Raw genomic sequence first — 18,431 nt, 5'->3', positions numbered from 1 at the left:
TATTAACCATGTAAATGTACTAACCTTGATTTTTTCTTATATACCACGTATAAAGTCACCACATTGATGCGGGATGGAGCAGTCTGGTAGCTCGTCGGGCTCATAACCCGAAGGTCGTTGGTTCAAATCCAGCTCCCGCTACCAATGTAAAAATTAAAGCCGAACTTTATTGAGTTGGGCTTTTTTTGTATCAGTAATTTAAAAAGTCAGCATACGAATAAGATTTGGACTCAAATTCATCTAATAATTTAGTGGTGAGTACAGCACCTTATTATTAAAAAAAGATTGATTAGAAATAATTAAAAAGCAAAGTCGTTGTTATCTCTAAAATTATTTCTTGAAATTGTGGCTGGTGCAAATGTGCGCAAATGTTTTTAATTGTTAAGATTGTGATTTGGATGGAAATGTAATTTTAATTGAGTGTAATGATTGTTATATCAAATATCTTTTTGAATTTAAAAACTATTAAATTTATCTGACAATGAAATCGGTTTTGCATATAATGAAAGCGATAACAATAACCCCAAATACTCCATCAAATCTACACATAAACTTGATGGCTGGGCAACATTTCTCAAGTAAAGTAACTCAATTACGAATTAGGCTGTGGTAAAGAATCAATGATCACTCAGGAATATACTTTCAAGAATGGCTTTTTATTGATTCTTTTGTTGGCAGGTTTACAAGGCTGTGTCAGTCCTCAAAAACCTGCTTTACCACAAACTGTACTAAGCTATTGGGATGCTCAATCTTCATCAGAAGGGCAACTGATTGCATTACGTTCATGGTGGAAAAGTTTTCATGATCCTGCCTTAGATCAATTGGTTGATGAAGCTTTGAAGCATAATCTTGATATTGCACAGGCCAGTGAATTATTGCTCAAAGCCAGACGCTTAAATGGACAATTGAGTAAACAATATTTTCCTCAAGTAACAGCAGGTGTTCAGCCAGTACAAGATGCAGCAGCGCGTGAAAATTTTATTCATGCAAGTGTGGATATGACATGGGAACTGAGCTTGTATGGTGAGTCTGAATATCGTAAACAAATTGGCGAAGCCGTTATTTTATCTGCAGAGGCACGTGAACAGGCTGTTCGTATAGCCACTGTGGCAAGTATAGTAGAAAGCTATTTGCGGTACAGTTATACCAATCAACAGCTTGAGTTGGTTAAACAGCAATTAGCGCTTGAAACGCAATTACAGAATTTGATTTCAATTCGACAAAAAGCACATATTGCGACTGTTCAGGAGCAATTAGATTCAAAATTAAGAGTTGCGCGTTTACAAGCAAAATACTCTGATTTAACCCAGATTCAAGATCAATCAGCTCGTGTTTTGGCATTATTGACTGGAAAAAATAGAACGGACATTATAGCTCAGTTAGGGCGCTCCAGTCCTTCAATTCCAACAATTCATTTCAAGCAGATGCCTGCAGATTTACTGCGTACACGTCCAGATATTCGTCAAGCAGAAGCAGATGTCTTACAAGCGGCAGGTGAGGTTGGACTTGCACGAGCTGCACTTTATCCTCGGTTGATTTTGAGTGGCTCATTACTCTTATCTTACAATGTGACAGATAACTATAATTATATGGGTGGACGTAGTACACCTGGTTTTGGCCCCGTGATTGATATCCCTTTGTGGGATTGGGGACAACGTCGTAATGAAAAACACGCCAAAGAACATGAGTTACAAGCAGCACTGATCGGCTATCGAAAAACTGTTTTAGCTGGAGTAAGTGAAACTGAAGAAGCTTTGTCTGCTTTAGCTTATCAAGATCAACGTATTCATGCATTTGATGATGCCGTAGCTCAACAGAAAGGTTTAGCACAGATGCAGTTAAACTTGAAAAAACTAGGTTTATCGAGTGACTATGACGGCTTGGCAGGTCAAACCCAAATGTTGGAAATTGAGTCAGAGTTAACAGAATCTCGATTTAACAAAGCTATAGCGGTCGTGACTTTATATAAGGCTTTAGGTGGAGCGCCATTATCTGCAATGACCACATCATTAGCGACTAAAGCTGAGGAAAAACAATGATTTCATTGGCACGGAAAACGCTAATTTATGAATGGCGCCGTTTTATACCTGTGGGTCTTTCTGTTGGATTTGCTGGTGTTTTACTCATTGTTCAAACAGCATTAGTACTGGGTATTTTTGGTAGTGCAGCGATTTATATTAAAGCTTCTTCTGCTGATGTATGGGTAGGATATCCAGGTACACAAAGTGTCAATTATGGTCGTATGATTGATGCAGATGTCAAAATGCGTTTACAAATGGACCCAGCGATTGGACAAGTAGAGTCTTATCAGTGGGTAGATGGTGAATGGTATTCCCCGAATACTGAGGGGGGCAGTGTATCTGTCTATCTTTCTGGAATTTCTACACAACCTCAGGCATTGATGTTTTCAAAACTACTGCCAGAAGATTTAAGAGCAAAGTTGCGTGAGCCTGGTGCTGTTATTGTAGACCCTGCTGATTTAAATACTCTAGGCAGCAAGCTTGGAGAACGTGCTTGGATTAATCAACAACCCGTTCGTATAGTGGGCTTACTCAAGGGCTTACGTGGTCTTGGTGGCGTAAACATATTGTCCTCCAAGGAAAGTGCGTTACAAATTGCAGGTTTGGCGAATTCTGAAGCCAGTACTTATTATCTCGCTCGGCTAAAACAACCCGAACAACTTCCTGAACTTCTAACACGATTTTCACAGCCCGACAAACGATTCGGACGTTATGAAATGTGGTCTGCCGATGACTTTGCTTTGCGTTCACAGCGTTACTGGTTGTTAGATACTGGTGCTGGTGTGGCTGTGCTTTTTATGGCGGGTCTTGTGTGTTTGGTCGGTGTGATGATTACCAGTCAAGCATTGAAAACCGTCATTAATAGTTATAGTCGTGAGTATGCGACCTTAAACGCACTTGGTGCGAGTCGACGTTCATTGGCTTGGGTTGTCATTGAGCAATCATTATGGATTGGTGCTGCTGGATTAAGTTTTGCAGCCGTGGTTAGTACGCTGTTACTCAATATTGCTAAGCATTATCAGGTTCCTGTTGCGATGACACCGATTGCAGCTGTGGCTTGTGTACTTTTGATTATTGTGATGGTTTTACTCTCAAGTTTATCTGCGATGAGGAGTCAGTTACGTGTTGACCCTTCATTATTACTACGTTGATTCAAAGGTGAGTAAATAGTGCAAGCATCTTCTTTCGCAACAGACAAGCCTGTTTTACAAGCAATAAAGCTGAGTAAATCTTTTATATCAGGAACGCTGACCGTTCAGGTATTACGTGATTTATCTCTGACTGTATATCCTGGTGAGTTGACGCTAATTTCAGGTCCTTCAGGCTGTGGTAAGAGTACCTTATTATCCTTATTGTCTGGCTTACAACGTCCTGACAGCGGTCAGGCGCTTGCCATGGGGGTGGATTTAAGTGGTTTTAATCGCGCTGAAATGGATGCATTTCGGTTAAAACATACGGGATTTGTTTTCCAAGGTTTTAATTTGTTTCCAGCTTTAACCGCAGTAGAACAGGTCCAATTGCCACTTGGTTATTTGGGTATAAGTGAACAAGAAAGTAAAAAATTGGCTATAGATGCACTTGAAGAAGTGGGAATGTTACATCGTGCCGATATGCGACCTGCACAGTTGTCTGGAGGTGAAAGACAGCGAGTTGCAATTGCTCGTGCTGTAGCAAAAGCACCACAACTGTTATTTGCTGACGAGCCGACAAGTGCGCTAGATGCAGAAAGTGGTCAACGTGTGATTAATATTTTGCATCATATTGCCAGAACGCGTGGCGTTACGATTCTTTGTGTGAGTCATGATCCGCGCTTAATTCAGCATGCTGATAGGCTACTGTATATGGAGGATGGAATCATTCAAAAAGACAGTTATGCATCAGATAATCAACATTCAGGGCAAAAGCTATGAATCTAAATTTGCCAAAAAGCATGAAGATCGCTGTATTGATTACAGCTGGATTACTTGCAGCATGTCAAGATGACACATCTAAAGCCAAGCTTGGATCAGCAGCAGAAGTGAAACAACCTGCAGCAATTGCACGCGGAAAAATAGATGTTGAAGGCGGGTTAATGCCTTTATCTTTCTCTACAGAGGGCAATGTCACTCAGGTATTGGTAAGTGAAGGTCAACAAGTTGAACAAGGGCAATTGTTGATTCAACAAGACAAACGCATGTTTGATGCCGAAAAAAATGTCTCTTTAAGCGAGATGGCAGTGGCTAATGCAGAGTTACAAGGATTGCAAAAGCAAGTTCCAGAGCTAGAGCAAAAAGTTAAGCGGTTGAATCTGGCTGCTCAAGCAGGTGCCGCACAAATGCAATTAAGTGATGAAGCTCAATTGGCTTTACAACAACTGCAAACTGAAGTGGGTACAGCTCAGGCACAGTACAATTTGGCTAGAAGTAAGTTTAATCAGATTAAAACACGTGGCGCCTTACTGGATTTGCGAGCGCCATTTGCAGGCACAATTGTCAAATTGAATACTCACACTGGTGAATTCCTTACACATGGACAAGAAGCATTGGTTTTATTACCACAAAAGCCATTGATCGTTCGTGCTGAATTAAACGAGAGTTTTTTACAGTCTGTGAAAGTGGGGATGCCTGCAAAAATCCAAGTAGATAACGACAATGGACGTGTTGATTTGGCAACAGCGCGTGTGACACGAATTAGTCCGATATTTATTCATAGTCAGTTACAGGACAATACGCAGCAAGGTGCAGGGCGTGTTGTGGAATGTATTTTAGAATTTAGTACTCAGCCTATAACTCGGGTTGGACAAAACGTAGTAGTGAGTTTTTATGACCAGCCATAATTTAATTTTATCTAATATTCAGCGACCTTTTGTTGATTTTGTGACTCAGTCTGAGCAACAAGTTGATTGGGTTGTACAATGTGATTTTGATGGAACAATTAGTCTAAGTGATGTCACGGATACTTTATTAGAGCGTTTTGGCCAACCAGGTTGGGAGCGTTTAGAAGAAGATTGGGAAAATGGAAAAATTGGTTCTAGAGAGTGTATGCAAGGTCAAGTTGCATTGCTTGATATGTCTGCTGAGCAACTTGAACAGCATTTAAAAACGATCGAGATTGATCCACAATTTCCAAAATTTGTGTCGGAAGTCAGTCGCTTAGGTTGGCCTATACATATTGTTAGTGATGGCTTGGATTGGTCAATACGTTCTATTTTAGCCCGCTATGATTTGGCACATTTACCTATTTTTGCTAACCGTTTGGTGCAACAGGGTGAGCGTCAATGGCGTCTAGAAACACCATGGTTCCAATCTGGTTGTGAAAAGGCAAGCGCAAACTGTAAGTGTCAGTTGTTATATAAACAACAGCAACAACAACAGGTATTGTATATTGGTGATGGTAATTCAGATTTTTGCGTCTCAGCTAAGGCTGATATGGTGTTGGCAAAGTCTCGTTTGATTCATTACTGTGTACAGCAGAACATACCCCACCAGAGCATAACCAATTTTCAAGATGCGATAGATTTATTGCATTTGGTTAAAAAGCACTATGCACAAGAGATCAGTGCTTAAGCTGTTTTGATCGCGAGAGTGTATTATCCCAGCAATCAATTTATGATTCAGCTGGGGTATTATTCAAAACGAGACAACCATTGTACTACACCATCAAAGTGATTAAAGTCATCAATACTACGCACATGTATATTTGGCATTACTTCCGCAATCATTTTACTAAGTGCATTACCTGGACCAATTTCAAGAATCACATCGGCTTGATATTCTTTAAGTGTTTCCATGCAATTTTGCCAATCTAGAGCATGGTTGATCTGTTGAGATAAGATCTCAGTGGCTTGTGCATGGGTGAAATATTTTTGGCCAGCGCTGGCACTAATGATTGGAAACTGCATTTGGCTATGGGGCAAAGTATTTAAATAGGCAGAAAACTTTTCTGCTGCATTATCCAAAAAAGAGCTATGCGAAGGAACTGAAACTTTTAATTTATTGATATGCTGTGCGCCTTGCGCTTTTGCCGCAGCAATAAGTTGTTCTACAGCTTGAGTCGTTCCTACAATAATATAATGTATTTCATTGAGTTTAATTGAAATTTGTGTTGCTGTGCTTTGCAGTAGTGGAAGGAGTTGTTGAGGGTTGAGTCCTTGTATTGCAGCCATACTACAAGACGTATGCTGCACTTGTTCAGTCATTAAATCTGCCCGAACTGTGATTAATTCAAAGGATTGATTAAAGCTGAGTGTTGAACTACAGCAAAATGCATTGGCCTCGCCTAATGAATATCCCGCGAGAAATTCAGGCTGAGGTAAATGTGCTTTAACTTGCAACCATCTTAAATACTGCAAGCTAAAAATAAAGGGCTGCGCCAATTGATTAGAAAAAATGGCATCTTGTTCAGATTCAGCAGATTCTAATTGCGCAAATAAAGTTGCTAGTTCTGTCGTTAAACCATATTGCGCTGCATTGTGCTTAATTTCAGCGATATGTTTAGTGGACTGTAAACCTTGTCCACTAAAGATTACAGCAAAATTCATGTTCCACCTTATGAAAGAAAAGAGTTACACCAAGTAAATCGGCACTACCACCAGGGCTAAGTCGATGTTTAATAAAGTATTGATTAATTTTTTTGAGTTTATCTTCCCAGTTAGTCTGTAGTACACCACCATCATGAATAAATTTTTGTGCCATTTCTTGAACAATAAATAAGGCACTCATCCCGCCACGCCATACAATATTAGTATCAGGCAATTGACTGATGAGTATCATTAAACATTGCAAAGCAGCATGTTGTTCTGATTGTGTCTGTGCCAAGGTTGATTGAAAACAAGGTAGAGCAACGCGTTGTACAATGTCAAAACCATAGGCAACTTGTTCTATAGCGCCTGAGATACCATATTTTTTGCGCATCTGTTGACCATGGCTATCAGGATTACGATCAAGTTTGTTGAGCAGTTCTTGTTGCCAACGTAACTGAATTTGCTTACAGATATTTTCGCTATTAATGGGGAGTTGTAGACTTAAACACCGACCTACGCCAGCACTAGCAAAGCCTAAATTGAAAATTGCCCCTTTATGAGTATTGATTTGATTCGTGGCTAACAGCATGCGTTGTTCGCATTTTATGCCTGCTTGTTGAATATCTTCAAAAGCATAATCATGAAAAGCATACTCACATAGTTGAGCATAATAACCTTTGAGTGAAGTAATACTTTTGATAAACAAAGCATGGTTCATATCATGATGACTACCTTGGCTAGAAGGACAAACCAAACCAGGTTTGAGTTCTAGACTGACTTCATCATATAGTGCAGATCGAGCCAGCTGATCTAGATGCTTACTAAGATTACTAATATGTTGTATTGGTGCTTGATCTTGGACTATGGTGGTATTGTTGTAAGGCATAAAGGCTCCCTGCAAAAAGTTCGGCTAAGCTTTGTAATTTGATCGCATACAATTCCTTGACGATGATGCTGTCTTGTTGCTGATCTAAAGCAAATAGTAGTTCGTTAAATGAAATATTTTGTCCGTGTAATAAAGCAAGTTCACCATCAATACGGATGGGCAGTTGGGTTTTAAGCTGGGCAAGTGCCTGAATAATCTGTGCTAATGTTTGCATATCTCTAAGCTCTAACAATAGATCGAGATCAGACTGAGCATGAATAAACTGTTCTTGATATAAATATTGACAGGCGTAGGAACCATAAACATGCACTGAACATGATAAGGTCTGCATATGCTGAATGAACTGTTGGAGGATGTGTTGTATGGGGAGATCCAACATGTCCAAAATACTCGACAAGAGTGGAGGCTGCTGGCTGACTTGGGGAGTGCATTTTAAGCCTAATGCCACACGAAACTTTTGTCCTTGTACTAGACAGTTGGCCGCCACTTTAAAATAAGCTTCAGTATCTTGACGACATACCGTAAAGGGGAGATTCTGCTGAATCATCTGCTGTACTTTTTGCTGTACAGACGTTGTCAAAGATGAATCTAGCAGACTAAAGGTATCGTTCGGCTGAAGATAAATTAAATGGTGGCGGTTCATACAACATACTCCTTAAGCTGAAAGTACGGCTTGTACAATGTCATGACACAAATGACGACCTTGTCGTTGTTGTGCCGTAACCCCACGTTGATCATCAAGGTAGCACTCGATTTGTGTGCGTTGCTGTTCGATGGTCTGTTCGATGAGCTTCTCATTCAGCTCATACCAAATGTCAGAAATGGCGCCCATTTTGTAAAAATTCTCTACGCCTGGTGCAAAAATAGCTGAACTTTGTGATAACTCTCTGAGGCGTTCTATTGGAATTTTAGTTACTCTGGCCATAGCATTAAGATCCATGACCTTGACTTGACTATTTTCTAATGCAAATACTTGATTTGACATGAGTCCATAGGAAAGGAAGCCACCACTGACAGCCTCACCTAAAATAATGGCAAGGTTGGGATGCTGTTTTCTACGAAGTAAATCGACACAACTAGCCAAATGAGCGAAAGTCCGATTAAGGCATAAAAGCTCATCTGAGCGTGACAATGCTTGGCCTTGAGTATCAACAATAAAGACCACAGGAGTTTGTGCATTTTCAGCAATAACATCGAGCACCTCGGCAGCAATCTGCATTGCAATTTGCTGATTAATTGGTGCTGAATTGACTGTACCTACAATCCTGACTTTTCCTTGAGCGGTTTGTGCTGACCCTTTAATGAAGTGCCCTTGAATGTCGTAGTGTAAATCATGAGGAAAGAGTTGTTTAAGAATTACTTCAGTTTCCATGACGAACTCCTTGTTTAATTTGTATTACTTCTACAGCATTCAGCATTGGAATATGTTCAGCATTGTCAATATTCATTTTTTTCCAAATTTCTAGACCATCTTTGGCACCAAACCACTGTGTGTATTGTTGTTCAAGTGAATGTTGATTTTGCTGTAAGGTGTTTAAATCGAGTGTTGAAGGTTTTTCTTTGAGTGCGTGAATAATGCACTGGCGTATATCATCAGTATCATCTTCGGCTAATTGATCTACATGATTGAGTAGATAACGATGTTTTCCTCCAGTTACTCGCCAAACCAAGGCACGATCTTTAGAGTCAAACTCTTCTACACCTTTTACTGTTTCAATAACTTCTGGGCCTGAAAGTGCTAATCGACCTTCTTCAGACATGATGATGTAACTGCTTAAACAAGCACTAATGCCCATGCCACCAAATGCACCGCAACTACCACCAATGACAGAAATAATTGGAATCCCTGCATTTCTTACTTTGAGCATGGCACGCATAATTTCGGAAATCGCAATGAGTCCAGCGTTGGCTTCATGCAAACGTACACCACCAGAGTCCACTAAGAAAATGACTGCTGAAGATTGATCTTGAATGGCTTTAAGCAGTAAACCAACAATTTTGGCGCCGTGAATTTCACCTACTGCACCGCCCATAAATTGGCCTTCTTGAGCAATGATATGGACTGCTTTGGTCGCAATTTGAGCTTGACCAATAATTACACCATCATCAAAACTACCAGGGATATCGAGTGCCTTTAAATTGGGGCTTAATTCAACTGTACCGGGTTTAAGAAATTCTATAAAACTGTTTAGGTCAACGAGACTCTGGATTCGATGACGTGCAGTTCGTTCATAAAAACTTTTTTTAATCATTTTATGCATGTTGATCATCCTTGAGCATCGCCACTGCTTGACTTAAACGTAAACTAACAACAGCTGGTGTTGCACCCATGTCGTTAAGTTGAAACTTTAGACCACCCACCTGATGTCGATGACAAAACTCTGTGAGTACCGCAGTCCAAACATGTTCAAAGCCTACAGCGGAGGTGTTGACTGAAATTTCGCAGAGGTGCTGATGTGTTAGAGGACTCACCAAAACTTCTAAATTACCTGAACCGACCACGCCACAAATCATATCGTGTTCTGTTTGTGCTGCTTGCTCAGAACGGAGGCTAAAATTGAGTTGTTCCATATCATTTACTCCATAATTACCAGTTTCTGAAGCGACTAGGTGGGGTATACATGCCTTCAGACCATTTCACGAGATCTTTAATGGATTGAGCTGCAAGTAAGTCACGCGTAGCCTGAGATGGATCAATCGCTAAATCTTCAGGTCGTTGGATAATGCCTCTACGACGAAGATCAGCAACCATGTCATGGTTACGTTGCATGCCTACTGGGGTATAGCCTGCAACACCTCGAATAGCTTGCTCACGTTCTTCTTCAGTACGGCATAGCAGTAAATTTGCGATACCTTCTTCTGTAACGATATGCGTTACATCTTCTCCATAAATCATGATTGGAGGGAAATCACTGGCCATTTTATCTTGTAGCTGCCAAGCATCTAATTCTTCTACAAAAACAGGATGCATATGTTCACGGTAAGTTTCGACCAGTTGTACAACCAATTTGCGTCCTTTAATTGCTTTACCATCTACAGCTTCTTTACCTGCTTTTTGGTACGCATAACTTGAATGGCGTCGGCCATGTGGGTCGGAGCCCATGTTTGGCGCACCACCAAAACCTGCTATACGGTCAACCGTTGCCGTTGAGCTGTTTCCTTGTAGATCAATTTGCAAGGTAGAACCAATGAAAAGATCACATGCATAAAGTCCAGCGGTTTGGGAAAAAGCACGGTTAGAGCGCATACTGCCATCTGTACCAGTAAAGAAAACATCCGAGCGATTACGGATATATTCTTCCATCCCAACTTCAGAGCCAAAACTATGGATCGACTCAACAAAGCCACTTTCAATTGCTGGAATTAGGGTTGGATGTGGATTGAGTGCCCAATTGGTACAGATTTTTCCTTTTAAATTGAGTTGATCTGCAAAGGTTGGCAAAAGCAATTCAATGGCAGCAGTATCAAAGCCAATACCATGATTAAGCCGCTGAATCTGGTAAGGTGCATAAATACCTTTAATGACCATCATAGCCATTAAAATTTGAACTTCGGTAATCTGCGCTGGGTCACGGGTAAAAAGTGGTTCGATGTAGTTGCTTTTTGGACTGACAATAAAGAAGTCAACCCAATCTGATGGAATATCTACACGTGGAACTTTGTCTACAAGTTCATTTACTTGTGCGATGACAATACCGCTTTTAAATGCAGTAGCTTCAACAATGGCTGGTGTATCTTCAGTGTTTGCACCAGTATATAAGTTACCCTCAGCATCTGCTGAATGTGCAGTAATGAGGCAAACATTGGGAGTCAGGTCGATAAAATACCGCCCATAGAGTTCTAAATAAGTATGAATTGAACCAATAGAAATTTTTTGTTGTTGAACCAATTGAGCAAGACGTAAGCTTTGTGGCCCTGCAAAAGAGAAATCAACTTTTGATGCAATCCCTTTTTCAAAGACATCCAAGTGACTAGGGAGAGCAAGTACAGATTGCAAAATATGCAAATCATGGAGCACTTGAGCATTACACTGGCTTAATGCTTTTGAGAGAAAATCGGCTTGCTTTTGGTTATTTCCCTCTTGGCAAACTTTATCACCACAAGAAATGACGGTTTCAAGTAATTCAATGACACGTGAATGAATCACCTGTTTTTCAAAGCCCTTTTGTTTGGCAAGTTCCAGCTTTTCTTTACGCTTGGTTTTTTGACTATCCCAAATGCGTTTATTGATCATATTATTCATCTCTTCACCTGGTGTTTAACCAAAAATTGCATTGACTGTCAGGAAAAATATAGATGGGCCTAATAAACAGCCTAGACCGGTATAAAATGTTGCAACCAACGCACCATAAGGAACGAGGCGAACATCTGTTCCTGCTAAGCCTGCAGCAGTACCACTTGTTGTTCCAGCCATACCACCAAAAATCATTGCTGAGCGCGGACTTTTTAGGTACATAAATTTTGCAAGTAAGGGCGTTCCTACCATGAAAAATACAGATTTGATTAAACCAATTGCAATTGAAAGTGCAATCACTTCTGAGCTTGCACCAATTGCGGTTCCTGTGATTGGTCCAACGATATATGTCATTGCACCAGCCCCAATCGTAGTCATTGAGATCGGGTCTTTATAGCCCATCATCCATGCCACAGCGACACCAGCAACAAAAGGAATTACACAGCCAAGCATCAAGGCGATCATGCCAACTTTGCCAGCTTTTTTAACTTCTTTAACATCAACTTCAAATGCTGTAGAGGCAATAGCAAGATCCCGTAGCATTGCACCACCTAATAAGGCGAAGCCAGAGAAAATTGCAATGTCAGAAACACCTTTGCTGCCTTCGGTATAAACACCAGCAAAATATGCAATAACAAGCCCTAAAGTAATTGCGATGGCTGAACTTTGTAATTTACCCTGAGTCAAATATTTAGAGAGCAGATGTGAAACAAACATCATGAGCCCTGTAACAGCGAGTGCTGTAATTAGTGCATTTTTAGTTAGTACTTGAATTAAAACATCCATACAGTAACTCCTGAAATCCTTTATATATGAGGAGTGATAAGCTTTTATGCTTTGGTGGCTTGGTCATTTTGTTCAATAGGCCATTCGAAACTTTCATAATCATTACTGACTTTGTTGAGAATTCTAATCACCAGTACAGTTGCAATGAGCGATACAACAGCAACAATAAGCCCGACCATACCACCTGAAAGTGCTGCGACAACATTTTGTCCTGCAGACATGGCGACCACAATCGGGATATACATACCAGACCAATACAGCACACCAAATTGAGTTACTTGCGGTAAATAGCCTTTTTTAGCGAGGAGTTCTTTGCTCAGAATCAGTAAAATCATCGCAATAGCAACACCACCTACATTTGCTTTTACACCAAGTAAAATACCAAGTGTATTACCTAGGTAATCACCCAGTAGATGACAGATAGCGAGTAGTGCAGTTCCGTAAATAATCATTTTCGATCCTCCATGGACTGAAATTTTAGTAGTAATAAATATCCCTATATTTTGATATAGTTATATAGGGAATGTATTCAAATAACAATATATTTGTACTCAAAATACAAAATATTGTATACAAAATGGTGTAATATGAATTTAATCAAAGACTTACCTTTGTCCATACAGGTCAGCAAAAAAATAGAAGATGACATTATATTTGGACACTTTTTGCCAGGAACGAAATTGGATGAGGTTGAGTTATGTGAGAGATACGGAGCATCTCGTACACCTATTCGTGAGGCTTTGAAACTATTGGCAGCAGAAGGTTTGGTTGAAATTAGACCAAGACGTGGGGCAATCGTGCCAGAAGTTAATCCCATGACACTGTGTGAAATGTTTGAAGTGATGGCTGAATTAGAAGGCATGTGTGGCCGTCTTGCAGCTAGACGGATTCAGGAACATGAAAAAGAAAAATTATTGAGTATGCATAAAAGCTGCGCAGAATATGTGGAATTAGGTGACTCTGAAAATTACTATGAGATGAATCGTCAGTTTCATTATCAAATTTATCAAGCCAGTCATAATAGCTTTCTTATTGAGCAGGCTGGGAGTTTACATAAACGATTACACCCTTACCGTCGTTTACAACTCAGAGTAAGTAATCGTATGCATAATTCTTTTGCTGAACATGAAGGCATTGTTCGAGCAATTCTTGAGGGCAATGAGGTTGAAGCTGAACAACGCCTACGTGAACATGTGGTGATTCAAGGGCAGAAGTTTACTGACTTTATTGCCACGATCAGTACTTATGGCAAGTGAGTCATTATCATTTTACTTTTCTAGGTCATAACAAAGACAAGGCCCTGATAAACTCATCGGGGCCTTTTTATTTGCATGTATTAAATCACTTTTTTGTATTAAGATGATCTGCCTTAATGAAGTACTATAAATGACGATGAAGTATTATGTTGTGTACACTAAAGAAATCAATATATGGTTGTTTTTCTTTCATGCTTCAATAGCCATATTAAACCTATTGTTATTATTACAATAGGAAGGCTTGCATATAAATTGACTATTTTCCATCCCAATAAATTGACTAAAGTTCCTGATAACATCGTAACGATGGTTACACCTAAGAATACAAGTGTGTCATTGAAAGCTTGTATACGAGAGGCTTCTTCTTTAAGAATGCTCTCTGTGAGTAATGAGGTTGCACCTACATAAAGAAAGTTCCAGCCACCTCCCAGTAAAACTAACGCCACTTTAAAATGAATGAATTCATTTCCAATTAAATTAACAACTATACCTGAAAAATTTAATAGGCAGCCTAATAGCATAATGGTTAAAACACTCGTTTTTTGGATCAATGTACCTGTAAAAAAAGACGGGGCAAACATGGCAACTATATGCCATTGAATAATGGTTGCAGTTTCAGAAAAACTAAAATGCGCGTGCAACATGGCTAATGGGGTGGCTGTCATTAATAGATTCATTACGGCATAACCTAAAACCCCACCAAGTACTGCAATAATAAATTTAGGCTTTTTGATGATCTCGGCCCAAGATCGTTTTTCATGTTGATTATCAACGGCTGCTATTGGCGGAAGACTAAGCCCTATAGCTAAAATTGCTCCCAATAATGCCACTCCACTTAGTGATAGAAAACTGGCATAGAATGTTGGACTTAAGGCATCTTTTGTCCATAAAGCAAGGGCAGGACCTCCAATAGCAGCAATGATACCACCTGCTAAAGTTAATGATATAGCTAGATTTTTTTGCTCACGTTTCACGGCATTAACAGCAGCAAAACGGTAATATTGTCCTACAGCTCCAAAAGTCCCAATTAGAAAACCAGCTGCAGTAAACAGAATAAAGTTGTTGAATTTTATAGCAATAGCTGCCCCTATTAACCCTATTGCTCCGATTAAGGCCCCGCCACAAAAAGTCAAACGATGACCAAACAATTCTATGAATCGTGCAACTGGATATAACATGACCATAGTGCCTAAGTATTGGACTGCTAACGGTATAGTTGCCAAACCTGGGGATGCGAGCTGAGTACCAACTAAAGCAGACGATGCTAGCGTTAAACTAATGATGGTCATCATCGCTGCTTGAGACAGGGCCAAGAAAATAATGTTTCTATTCATAGATTATTCCATTGACATTATGAATTATTTTTAATTGACATTATGTTCTAAGCAGCTATTGTTTAAATGACATAGATCCCTCTAATTCTGCCATGACTCATAAAATAATTTGCGTTGTTTTTCATAATTTTCAGTTACTTGATTTATCAGGGCCGATTGCTGCTTTTGAAATGGCTAATCGCTTCATGCCAAAAACGTATGAACTGGTCTTGGTCAGTCAAGAGGGTGGAGCTATAGCAAGCTCATCAGGTATAACTGTATTCACAACCTCTTTTATTAGTATTCAGCAGGAAGAAATGATAGACACTGTCGTTATTGTTGGTGGTGAGGGTGTGATAAATGCTGTAGCAAAATCAGAAATAACAGCTTTTATTGTAAGACTTGAAAAAACTGTCCGTAGAGTCGTGAGTATTTGTTCTGGAGCATATGTATTAGCTGCAGCTGGATTATTAAAAGGTCGTCAAGTCACAACACATTGGGGGCGAAGTGTTGATTTTAAAAAGCGTTATCCAGAAGTTAATCTGGATGCAGACCGTATATATGTTAAGGATGAACATATATGGACATCAGCAGGAATTAGTGCTGGCATAGATCTTACTCTGGCTTTGATTACTGAAGATCTCGGGGAGAAAATTGCACGTCAAGTTGCTCATCAATTGGTTGTATATTATCAACGTCCAGGAGGACAATCACAGTATTCAGAATTACTAGAAATGGCTGTAGGAAATGGCCAGTTTTCCGATCTATTTAATTATATTCGTAACAACTTAGATAAACCTTTAATGGTTGAAGACCTCGCGTATCAAATGTGCATGAGCCCAAGACATTTTTCGAGATGCTTTACCTCTGAAGTTGGAATAACACCTGCAAAGGCAGTCGAGCGTATTAGGGTTGAAGCTGCAATCTTAGCTTTAAAAGGAGATCATAGCTCAGTACAAATTATTGCACGTCAGTGTGGGTTTCTTAATGCTGAGAGAATGCGTAGGGCTTTTATTCGCTTAAAAGGTATTCCACCATCAATGGTGAGGCATAATTACCATTAAGAGCTGGTTCGTTTAGTTATCCTTTATTCAAGAGACTGAAGCTCTAAAGTTTCTTTGTTGCCTTTTCTTTTTTTGTTTCTATTTTAAATGACAAACGTTGAACCATGATGGGGGCGTAAGCTCAACAATTTTATCTCCAAAAAATAAGCTAATTTAAATGATGGACACACAATTGATATCTGGTGATTGAGCGAGGGATGGCCTGAGTAGTTCATGTCTGCTTTATAATAAGCGTGAAGTGCTGATTGAATAGTGGACGTGAAACCACATAAACGGATAAAAAAGCCTTATTCATAGGAGTAAGGTATTTAGGTGTTTCTTAACAATATGATTTAAAACAAATAGTTAACTTAATTTCGCGTAAGGTGTATTATGTTAATTTTAGATAAATTACATAAATGTTATTCACCTAAATCAGGTATGAATATTTTTTTCAAAGGAATTAAAGCTCTATATTGGGGGCTGAAACTGTCGTAATATCTATAAATCAAATTAATTATTTCTTTTCCATCAATTAATCTTAACTTAGATTTATTTGTAGCTTTATTCCTAGCTTGAATAGTATAACTACCTAGGTTAACAAATAAAGCGTATTCCTCATCACCTAGAGTCCCAAGAAGTTGATTTATTTCAGGTAATCCATTGGAAGTTAATGTTTTTTTACACTGTACTTTTATTATTGGCGGTTCAAAACCAAGAATATCTTTATGGGCAATAATATCAACTCCACCATCCCCAGATTTTTGAGTAATTCTTGCCACATACCCCATACATTCTAATAAGTGAGCTACAAACTCTTCAAATTGGTATCCATTTAAATTTTGATGTAATTTTCTGATAATGAAATCTTCTGTAGAAATTTTAGTTGTTTCAGTAATTGCTTTAGTCGCAATTTCATCATCAGGGGGCTCAATTGACTCTTCTTCTAGATTGGGTAATAAATCAATATTTTCTTGATTAGGATTTAATAACCCAATAGAGCCTAGTATTTCATTAGCAGTATGAGATTTAATTGCAAAAATACTAATGAAAGCACCTAACTCATTTAATGTGGCTTGGCTAAAACTATTTCTAGGAATTCCATTTGGAGTAATCCACTCAACATTTCTTCTATTCTTATATTCATCCTCTTCTAAATTACTGTGATATTCGTAGTTGCCCTTAATTACTCCAACATAAATCATACGATCTGTTTTTGATGGATAAATAATATAATCATCAATTTGCATTTCATGAGTAAATCGGAAGATAGGGCTAGCTTGAGCTCTTACTGATGCATCTGTTGCATTAGGTTGACTGTTTTTTAAAGCAGCCTTAAACGAATCTCTATTTGGTAATAATTTAGATAAATCACCTAATTCGGACCAACCAATCCCTATATAATTTTGTTCTATAGGTGTTAATCCTACTGATCGATCTATATGGATTCCCCAAATATTTTTTGCATCAAAGTAATCTCTTTAACTCATTGTAACAGAGAGATTAAATTACTTCTCCAATAAAATCACTCTGTTTAACATAATGGGTATCATACGAAATACTATATGTAAGTCCAAAATAGAAATGTCCGTTTTCTCCAAAGTAAAAATATCCGCTTTAAAAAACTCCCCCATCCAAATCTACAGCCATTAGATTCAGGACGGAGAAGTGTATGAATGCTTTAGTCATCTGATACCGTGATTAAATACAACGAGTGTCGAGCAAGGGGCTATGCACGTAGTTGATATTGAGCGATTAAGGGATGGGCTTGAGTAATGAGTACAAAACCCAGTATCGCAACTGGGTTGCGGATATGTGTATTATGTAGGCTTTAGAACATAGGGTTATATCAAAGATATATGCAAAAATGTTATTTGACTGATTTATTATTCGCTGACGTATCTAATTTGGTTGGGATTTATACAAATCCAATAACCCGAAAGTTTTTGGGTGGCCCATTATCAGATTCTGTAGCTGAGTTACGTGCTTTGGATGATATTCAAAAATTACGGGATTTGCCTGTATGGGCTATAAGGATGGCTGAGAGTCACGATTTTGTTGGTACAATCTCTTTAGATAATCATCATGATGGTTTAGATATCGAAGTTTCGTATGAATTACTTCCAGAATTCATGGGTAAAGGGTATGCCACAGAAGCACTTAGTTTGGTTTTATCTTGTGCATTTAATGAAATGAAGCTTCAAAAAATAATAGCTGAAACTCAAACTAAAAATAAATCATCAGTGAAGTTGTTGGAGAGAAGCGGATTTAGTTTTGAAAGGCATGTAATGCGTTATGACTCACAGCAAGCCATTTACTCAATTACTAATCATCATTATTCTAATAAAGAAGGTGACAATTAAATTTGCAACCTGCATCAGCTCAACAGTC

Annotated in this window: 19 protein-coding genes and 1 tRNA gene; 9 read left to right on the top strand and 11 right to left on the bottom strand. The window is 38.9% G+C overall.

The genetic code is table 11. The features are described 5' to 3' along the window. Positions 1-67: 67 nt before the first annotated feature. The 6 genes from RFH42_RS02120 to RFH42_RS02095 all read left to right on the top strand — a co-directional run bounded on the left by RFH42_RS02120 (position 68) and on the right by RFH42_RS02095 (position 5,566). Positions 68-144 (top strand) — tRNA-Met (locus RFH42_RS02120). A 476-nt stretch (positions 145-620) separates the two neighbouring features. Then, a complete protein-coding gene (locus RFH42_RS02115) occupies positions 621-2,039 on the top strand; it encodes a TolC family protein (RefSeq protein ID WP_308973889.1) in 1,419 nt (472 codons plus the stop codon). After that, a complete protein-coding gene (locus RFH42_RS02110; protein WP_308973888.1) occupies positions 2,036-3,172 on the top strand; it encodes an ABC transporter permease in 1,137 nt (378 codons plus the stop codon). The genes RFH42_RS02115 and RFH42_RS02110 overlap by 4 nt, the downstream gene beginning before the upstream one ends. Positions 3,173-3,190: 18 nt before the next feature. Beyond that, positions 3,191-3,931, top strand: a complete 741-nt coding sequence (locus RFH42_RS02105; protein WP_308973887.1) for an ABC transporter ATP-binding protein — start codon at positions 3,191-3,193, stop codon at positions 3,929-3,931. Next, positions 3,928-4,836 (top strand): HlyD family secretion protein, encoded by a 909-nt coding sequence (locus RFH42_RS02100; protein WP_308973886.1) that lies wholly within the window; start codon positions 3,928-3,930, stop codon positions 4,834-4,836. Before RFH42_RS02105 ends, RFH42_RS02100 begins: the two co-directional genes overlap by 4 nt. Beyond that, the gene (locus RFH42_RS02095; protein WP_308973885.1) at positions 4,823-5,566 is read left to right on the top strand and encodes an MtnX-like HAD-IB family phosphatase; all 744 of its coding nucleotides are present in this window, start codon (positions 4,823-4,825) and stop codon (positions 5,564-5,566) included. Before RFH42_RS02100 ends, RFH42_RS02095 begins: the two co-directional genes overlap by 14 nt. 59 nt (positions 5,567-5,625) lie before the next feature. Here RFH42_RS02095 and RFH42_RS02090 read toward each other — a convergent pair whose 3' ends face one another. From RFH42_RS02090 to madL, 9 genes are read right to left on the bottom strand one after another with little or no spacing between them, the layout of a single operon-like run. Further along, complete coding sequence (locus RFH42_RS02090; RefSeq protein ID WP_308973884.1) at positions 5,626-6,540, bottom strand: malonate decarboxylase subunit epsilon; 915 nt, start codon at positions 6,538-6,540, stop codon at positions 5,626-5,628. Continuing rightward, positions 6,518-7,408, bottom strand: coding sequence for a triphosphoribosyl-dephospho-CoA synthase MdcB (mdcB, locus tag RFH42_RS02085; protein WP_308973883.1), 891 nt, complete (start codon positions 7,406-7,408; stop codon positions 6,518-6,520). The genes RFH42_RS02090 and mdcB overlap by 23 nt, the downstream gene beginning before the upstream one ends. Beyond that, positions 7,353-8,051, bottom strand: coding sequence for a malonate decarboxylase holo-[acyl-carrier-protein] synthase (gene mdcG, locus RFH42_RS02080; RefSeq protein WP_308973882.1), 699 nt, complete (start codon positions 8,049-8,051; stop codon positions 7,353-7,355). Before mdcG ends, mdcB begins: the two co-directional genes overlap by 56 nt. 12 nt (positions 8,052-8,063) lie before the next feature. After that, positions 8,064-8,780 (bottom strand): biotin-independent malonate decarboxylase subunit gamma, encoded by a 717-nt coding sequence (gene mdcE / locus RFH42_RS02075; RefSeq protein WP_308973881.1) that lies wholly within the window; start codon positions 8,778-8,780, stop codon positions 8,064-8,066. Next, positions 8,770-9,669 (bottom strand): biotin-independent malonate decarboxylase subunit beta, encoded by a 900-nt coding sequence (locus tag RFH42_RS02070; protein ID WP_308973880.1) that lies wholly within the window; start codon positions 9,667-9,669, stop codon positions 8,770-8,772. Before RFH42_RS02070 ends, mdcE begins: the two co-directional genes overlap by 11 nt. Further along, entirely contained in the window at positions 9,662-9,979 is a 318-nt protein-coding gene (mdcC, locus tag RFH42_RS02065) for a malonate decarboxylase acyl carrier protein (protein WP_308973879.1), read from the bottom strand. Before mdcC ends, RFH42_RS02070 begins: the two co-directional genes overlap by 8 nt. Before the next feature lie 16 nt (positions 9,980-9,995). After that, complete coding sequence (gene mdcA, locus RFH42_RS02060; RefSeq protein ID WP_308973878.1) at positions 9,996-11,651, bottom strand: malonate decarboxylase subunit alpha; 1,656 nt, start codon at positions 11,649-11,651, stop codon at positions 9,996-9,998. A 15-nt stretch (positions 11,652-11,666) separates the two neighbouring features. Further along, positions 11,667-12,428 carry a malonate transporter subunit MadM gene (gene madM, locus RFH42_RS02055; RefSeq protein WP_308973877.1) on the bottom strand — a complete coding sequence of 254 codons (762 nt, stop codon included), beginning with the start codon at positions 12,426-12,428 and terminating at the stop codon, positions 11,667-11,669. Positions 12,429-12,472: 44 nt separating this feature from the next. Further along, entirely contained in the window at positions 12,473-12,880 is a 408-nt protein-coding gene (madL, locus tag RFH42_RS02050) for a malonate transporter subunit MadL (protein WP_308973876.1), read from the bottom strand. A 135-nt stretch (positions 12,881-13,015) separates the two neighbouring features. On the opposite strand from madL, the gene RFH42_RS02045 reads away from it, so the two are divergent. Continuing rightward, a complete protein-coding gene (locus tag RFH42_RS02045) occupies positions 13,016-13,684 on the top strand; it encodes a GntR family transcriptional regulator (RefSeq protein ID WP_308973875.1) in 669 nt (222 codons plus the stop codon). A gap of 167 nt (positions 13,685-13,851) precedes the next feature. On the opposite strand, the gene RFH42_RS02040 is transcribed toward RFH42_RS02045, so the two are convergent. Beyond that, positions 13,852-15,018, bottom strand: a complete 1,167-nt coding sequence (locus RFH42_RS02040) for an MFS transporter (protein WP_308973874.1) — start codon at positions 15,016-15,018, stop codon at positions 13,852-13,854. A 92-nt stretch (positions 15,019-15,110) separates the two neighbouring features. On the opposite strand from RFH42_RS02040, the gene RFH42_RS02035 reads away from it, so the two are divergent. Beyond that, positions 15,111-16,061 carry a GlxA family transcriptional regulator gene (locus RFH42_RS02035; protein ID WP_308973873.1) on the top strand — a complete coding sequence of 317 codons (951 nt, stop codon included), beginning with the start codon at positions 15,111-15,113 and terminating at the stop codon, positions 16,059-16,061. Between the two features lie 401 nt (positions 16,062-16,462). Here the strand turns inward: RFH42_RS02035 and RFH42_RS02030 are convergent, their stop codons facing one another. Then, positions 16,463-17,290 carry a restriction endonuclease gene (locus RFH42_RS02030; RefSeq protein WP_308973872.1) on the bottom strand — a complete coding sequence of 276 codons (828 nt, stop codon included), beginning with the start codon at positions 17,288-17,290 and terminating at the stop codon, positions 16,463-16,465. Between the two features lie 624 nt (positions 17,291-17,914). On the opposite strand from RFH42_RS02030, the gene RFH42_RS02025 reads away from it, so the two are divergent. Further along, positions 17,915-18,403 carry a GNAT family N-acetyltransferase gene (locus RFH42_RS02025; RefSeq protein WP_308973871.1) on the top strand — a complete coding sequence of 163 codons (489 nt, stop codon included), beginning with the start codon at positions 17,915-17,917 and terminating at the stop codon, positions 18,401-18,403. Positions 18,404-18,431 lie beyond the last annotated feature (28 nt).

This window comes from Acinetobacter rudis (assembly GCF_031157835.1).
Taxonomy (GTDB): domain Bacteria; phylum Pseudomonadota; class Gammaproteobacteria; order Pseudomonadales; family Moraxellaceae; genus Acinetobacter; species Acinetobacter rudis_A.
The sequence above is the reverse complement of the archived record's forward strand: the minus strand, read 5'-3'. Positions and strand labels throughout refer to the sequence as shown.

Excerpts from the sequence above, each read along its gene's own strand:
- RFH42_RS02115 (WP_308973889.1), top strand. The coding sequence starts at position 621 with ATGATCACTCAGGAATATACTTTCAAGAATGGCTTTTTATTGATTCTT.
- RFH42_RS02110 (WP_308973888.1), top strand. The coding sequence starts at position 2,036 with ATGATTTCATTGGCACGGAAAACGCTAATTTATGAATGGCGCCGTTTT.
- RFH42_RS02100 (WP_308973886.1), top strand. The coding sequence starts at position 3,928 with ATGAATCTAAATTTGCCAAAAAGCATGAAGATCGCTGTATTGATTACA.
- RFH42_RS02095 (WP_308973885.1), top strand. The coding sequence starts at position 4,823 with ATGACCAGCCATAATTTAATTTTATCTAATATTCAGCGACCTTTTGTT.
- RFH42_RS02090 (WP_308973884.1), bottom strand. The coding sequence starts at position 6,540 with ATGAATTTTGCTGTAATCTTTAGTGGACAAGGTTTACAGTCCACTAAA.
- mdcB (WP_308973883.1), bottom strand. The coding sequence starts at position 7,408 with ATGCCTTACAACAATACCACCATAGTCCAAGATCAAGCACCAATACAA.
- mdcG (WP_308973882.1), bottom strand. The coding sequence starts at position 8,051 with ATGAACCGCCACCATTTAATTTATCTTCAGCCGAACGATACCTTTAGT.
- mdcE (WP_308973881.1), bottom strand. The coding sequence starts at position 8,780 with ATGGAAACTGAAGTAATTCTTAAACAACTCTTTCCTCATGATTTACAC.
- RFH42_RS02070 (WP_308973880.1), bottom strand. The coding sequence starts at position 9,669 with ATGCATAAAATGATTAAAAAAAGTTTTTATGAACGAACTGCACGTCAT.
- mdcC (WP_308973879.1), bottom strand. The coding sequence starts at position 9,979 with ATGGAACAACTCAATTTTAGCCTCCGTTCTGAGCAAGCAGCACAAACA.
- mdcA (WP_308973878.1), bottom strand. The coding sequence starts at position 11,651 with ATGAATAATATGATCAATAAACGCATTTGGGATAGTCAAAAAACCAAG.
- madM (WP_308973877.1), bottom strand. The coding sequence starts at position 12,428 with ATGGATGTTTTAATTCAAGTACTAACTAAAAATGCACTAATTACAGCA.
- madL (WP_308973876.1), bottom strand. The coding sequence starts at position 12,880 with ATGATTATTTACGGAACTGCACTACTCGCTATCTGTCATCTACTGGGT.
- RFH42_RS02045 (WP_308973875.1), top strand. The coding sequence starts at position 13,016 with ATGAATTTAATCAAAGACTTACCTTTGTCCATACAGGTCAGCAAAAAA.
- RFH42_RS02040 (WP_308973874.1), bottom strand. The coding sequence starts at position 15,018 with ATGAATAGAAACATTATTTTCTTGGCCCTGTCTCAAGCAGCGATGATG.
- RFH42_RS02035 (WP_308973873.1), top strand. The coding sequence starts at position 15,111 with ATGACTCATAAAATAATTTGCGTTGTTTTTCATAATTTTCAGTTACTT.
- RFH42_RS02030 (WP_308973872.1), bottom strand. The coding sequence starts at position 17,290 with ATGCAAATTGATGATTATATTATTTATCCATCAAAAACAGATCGTATG.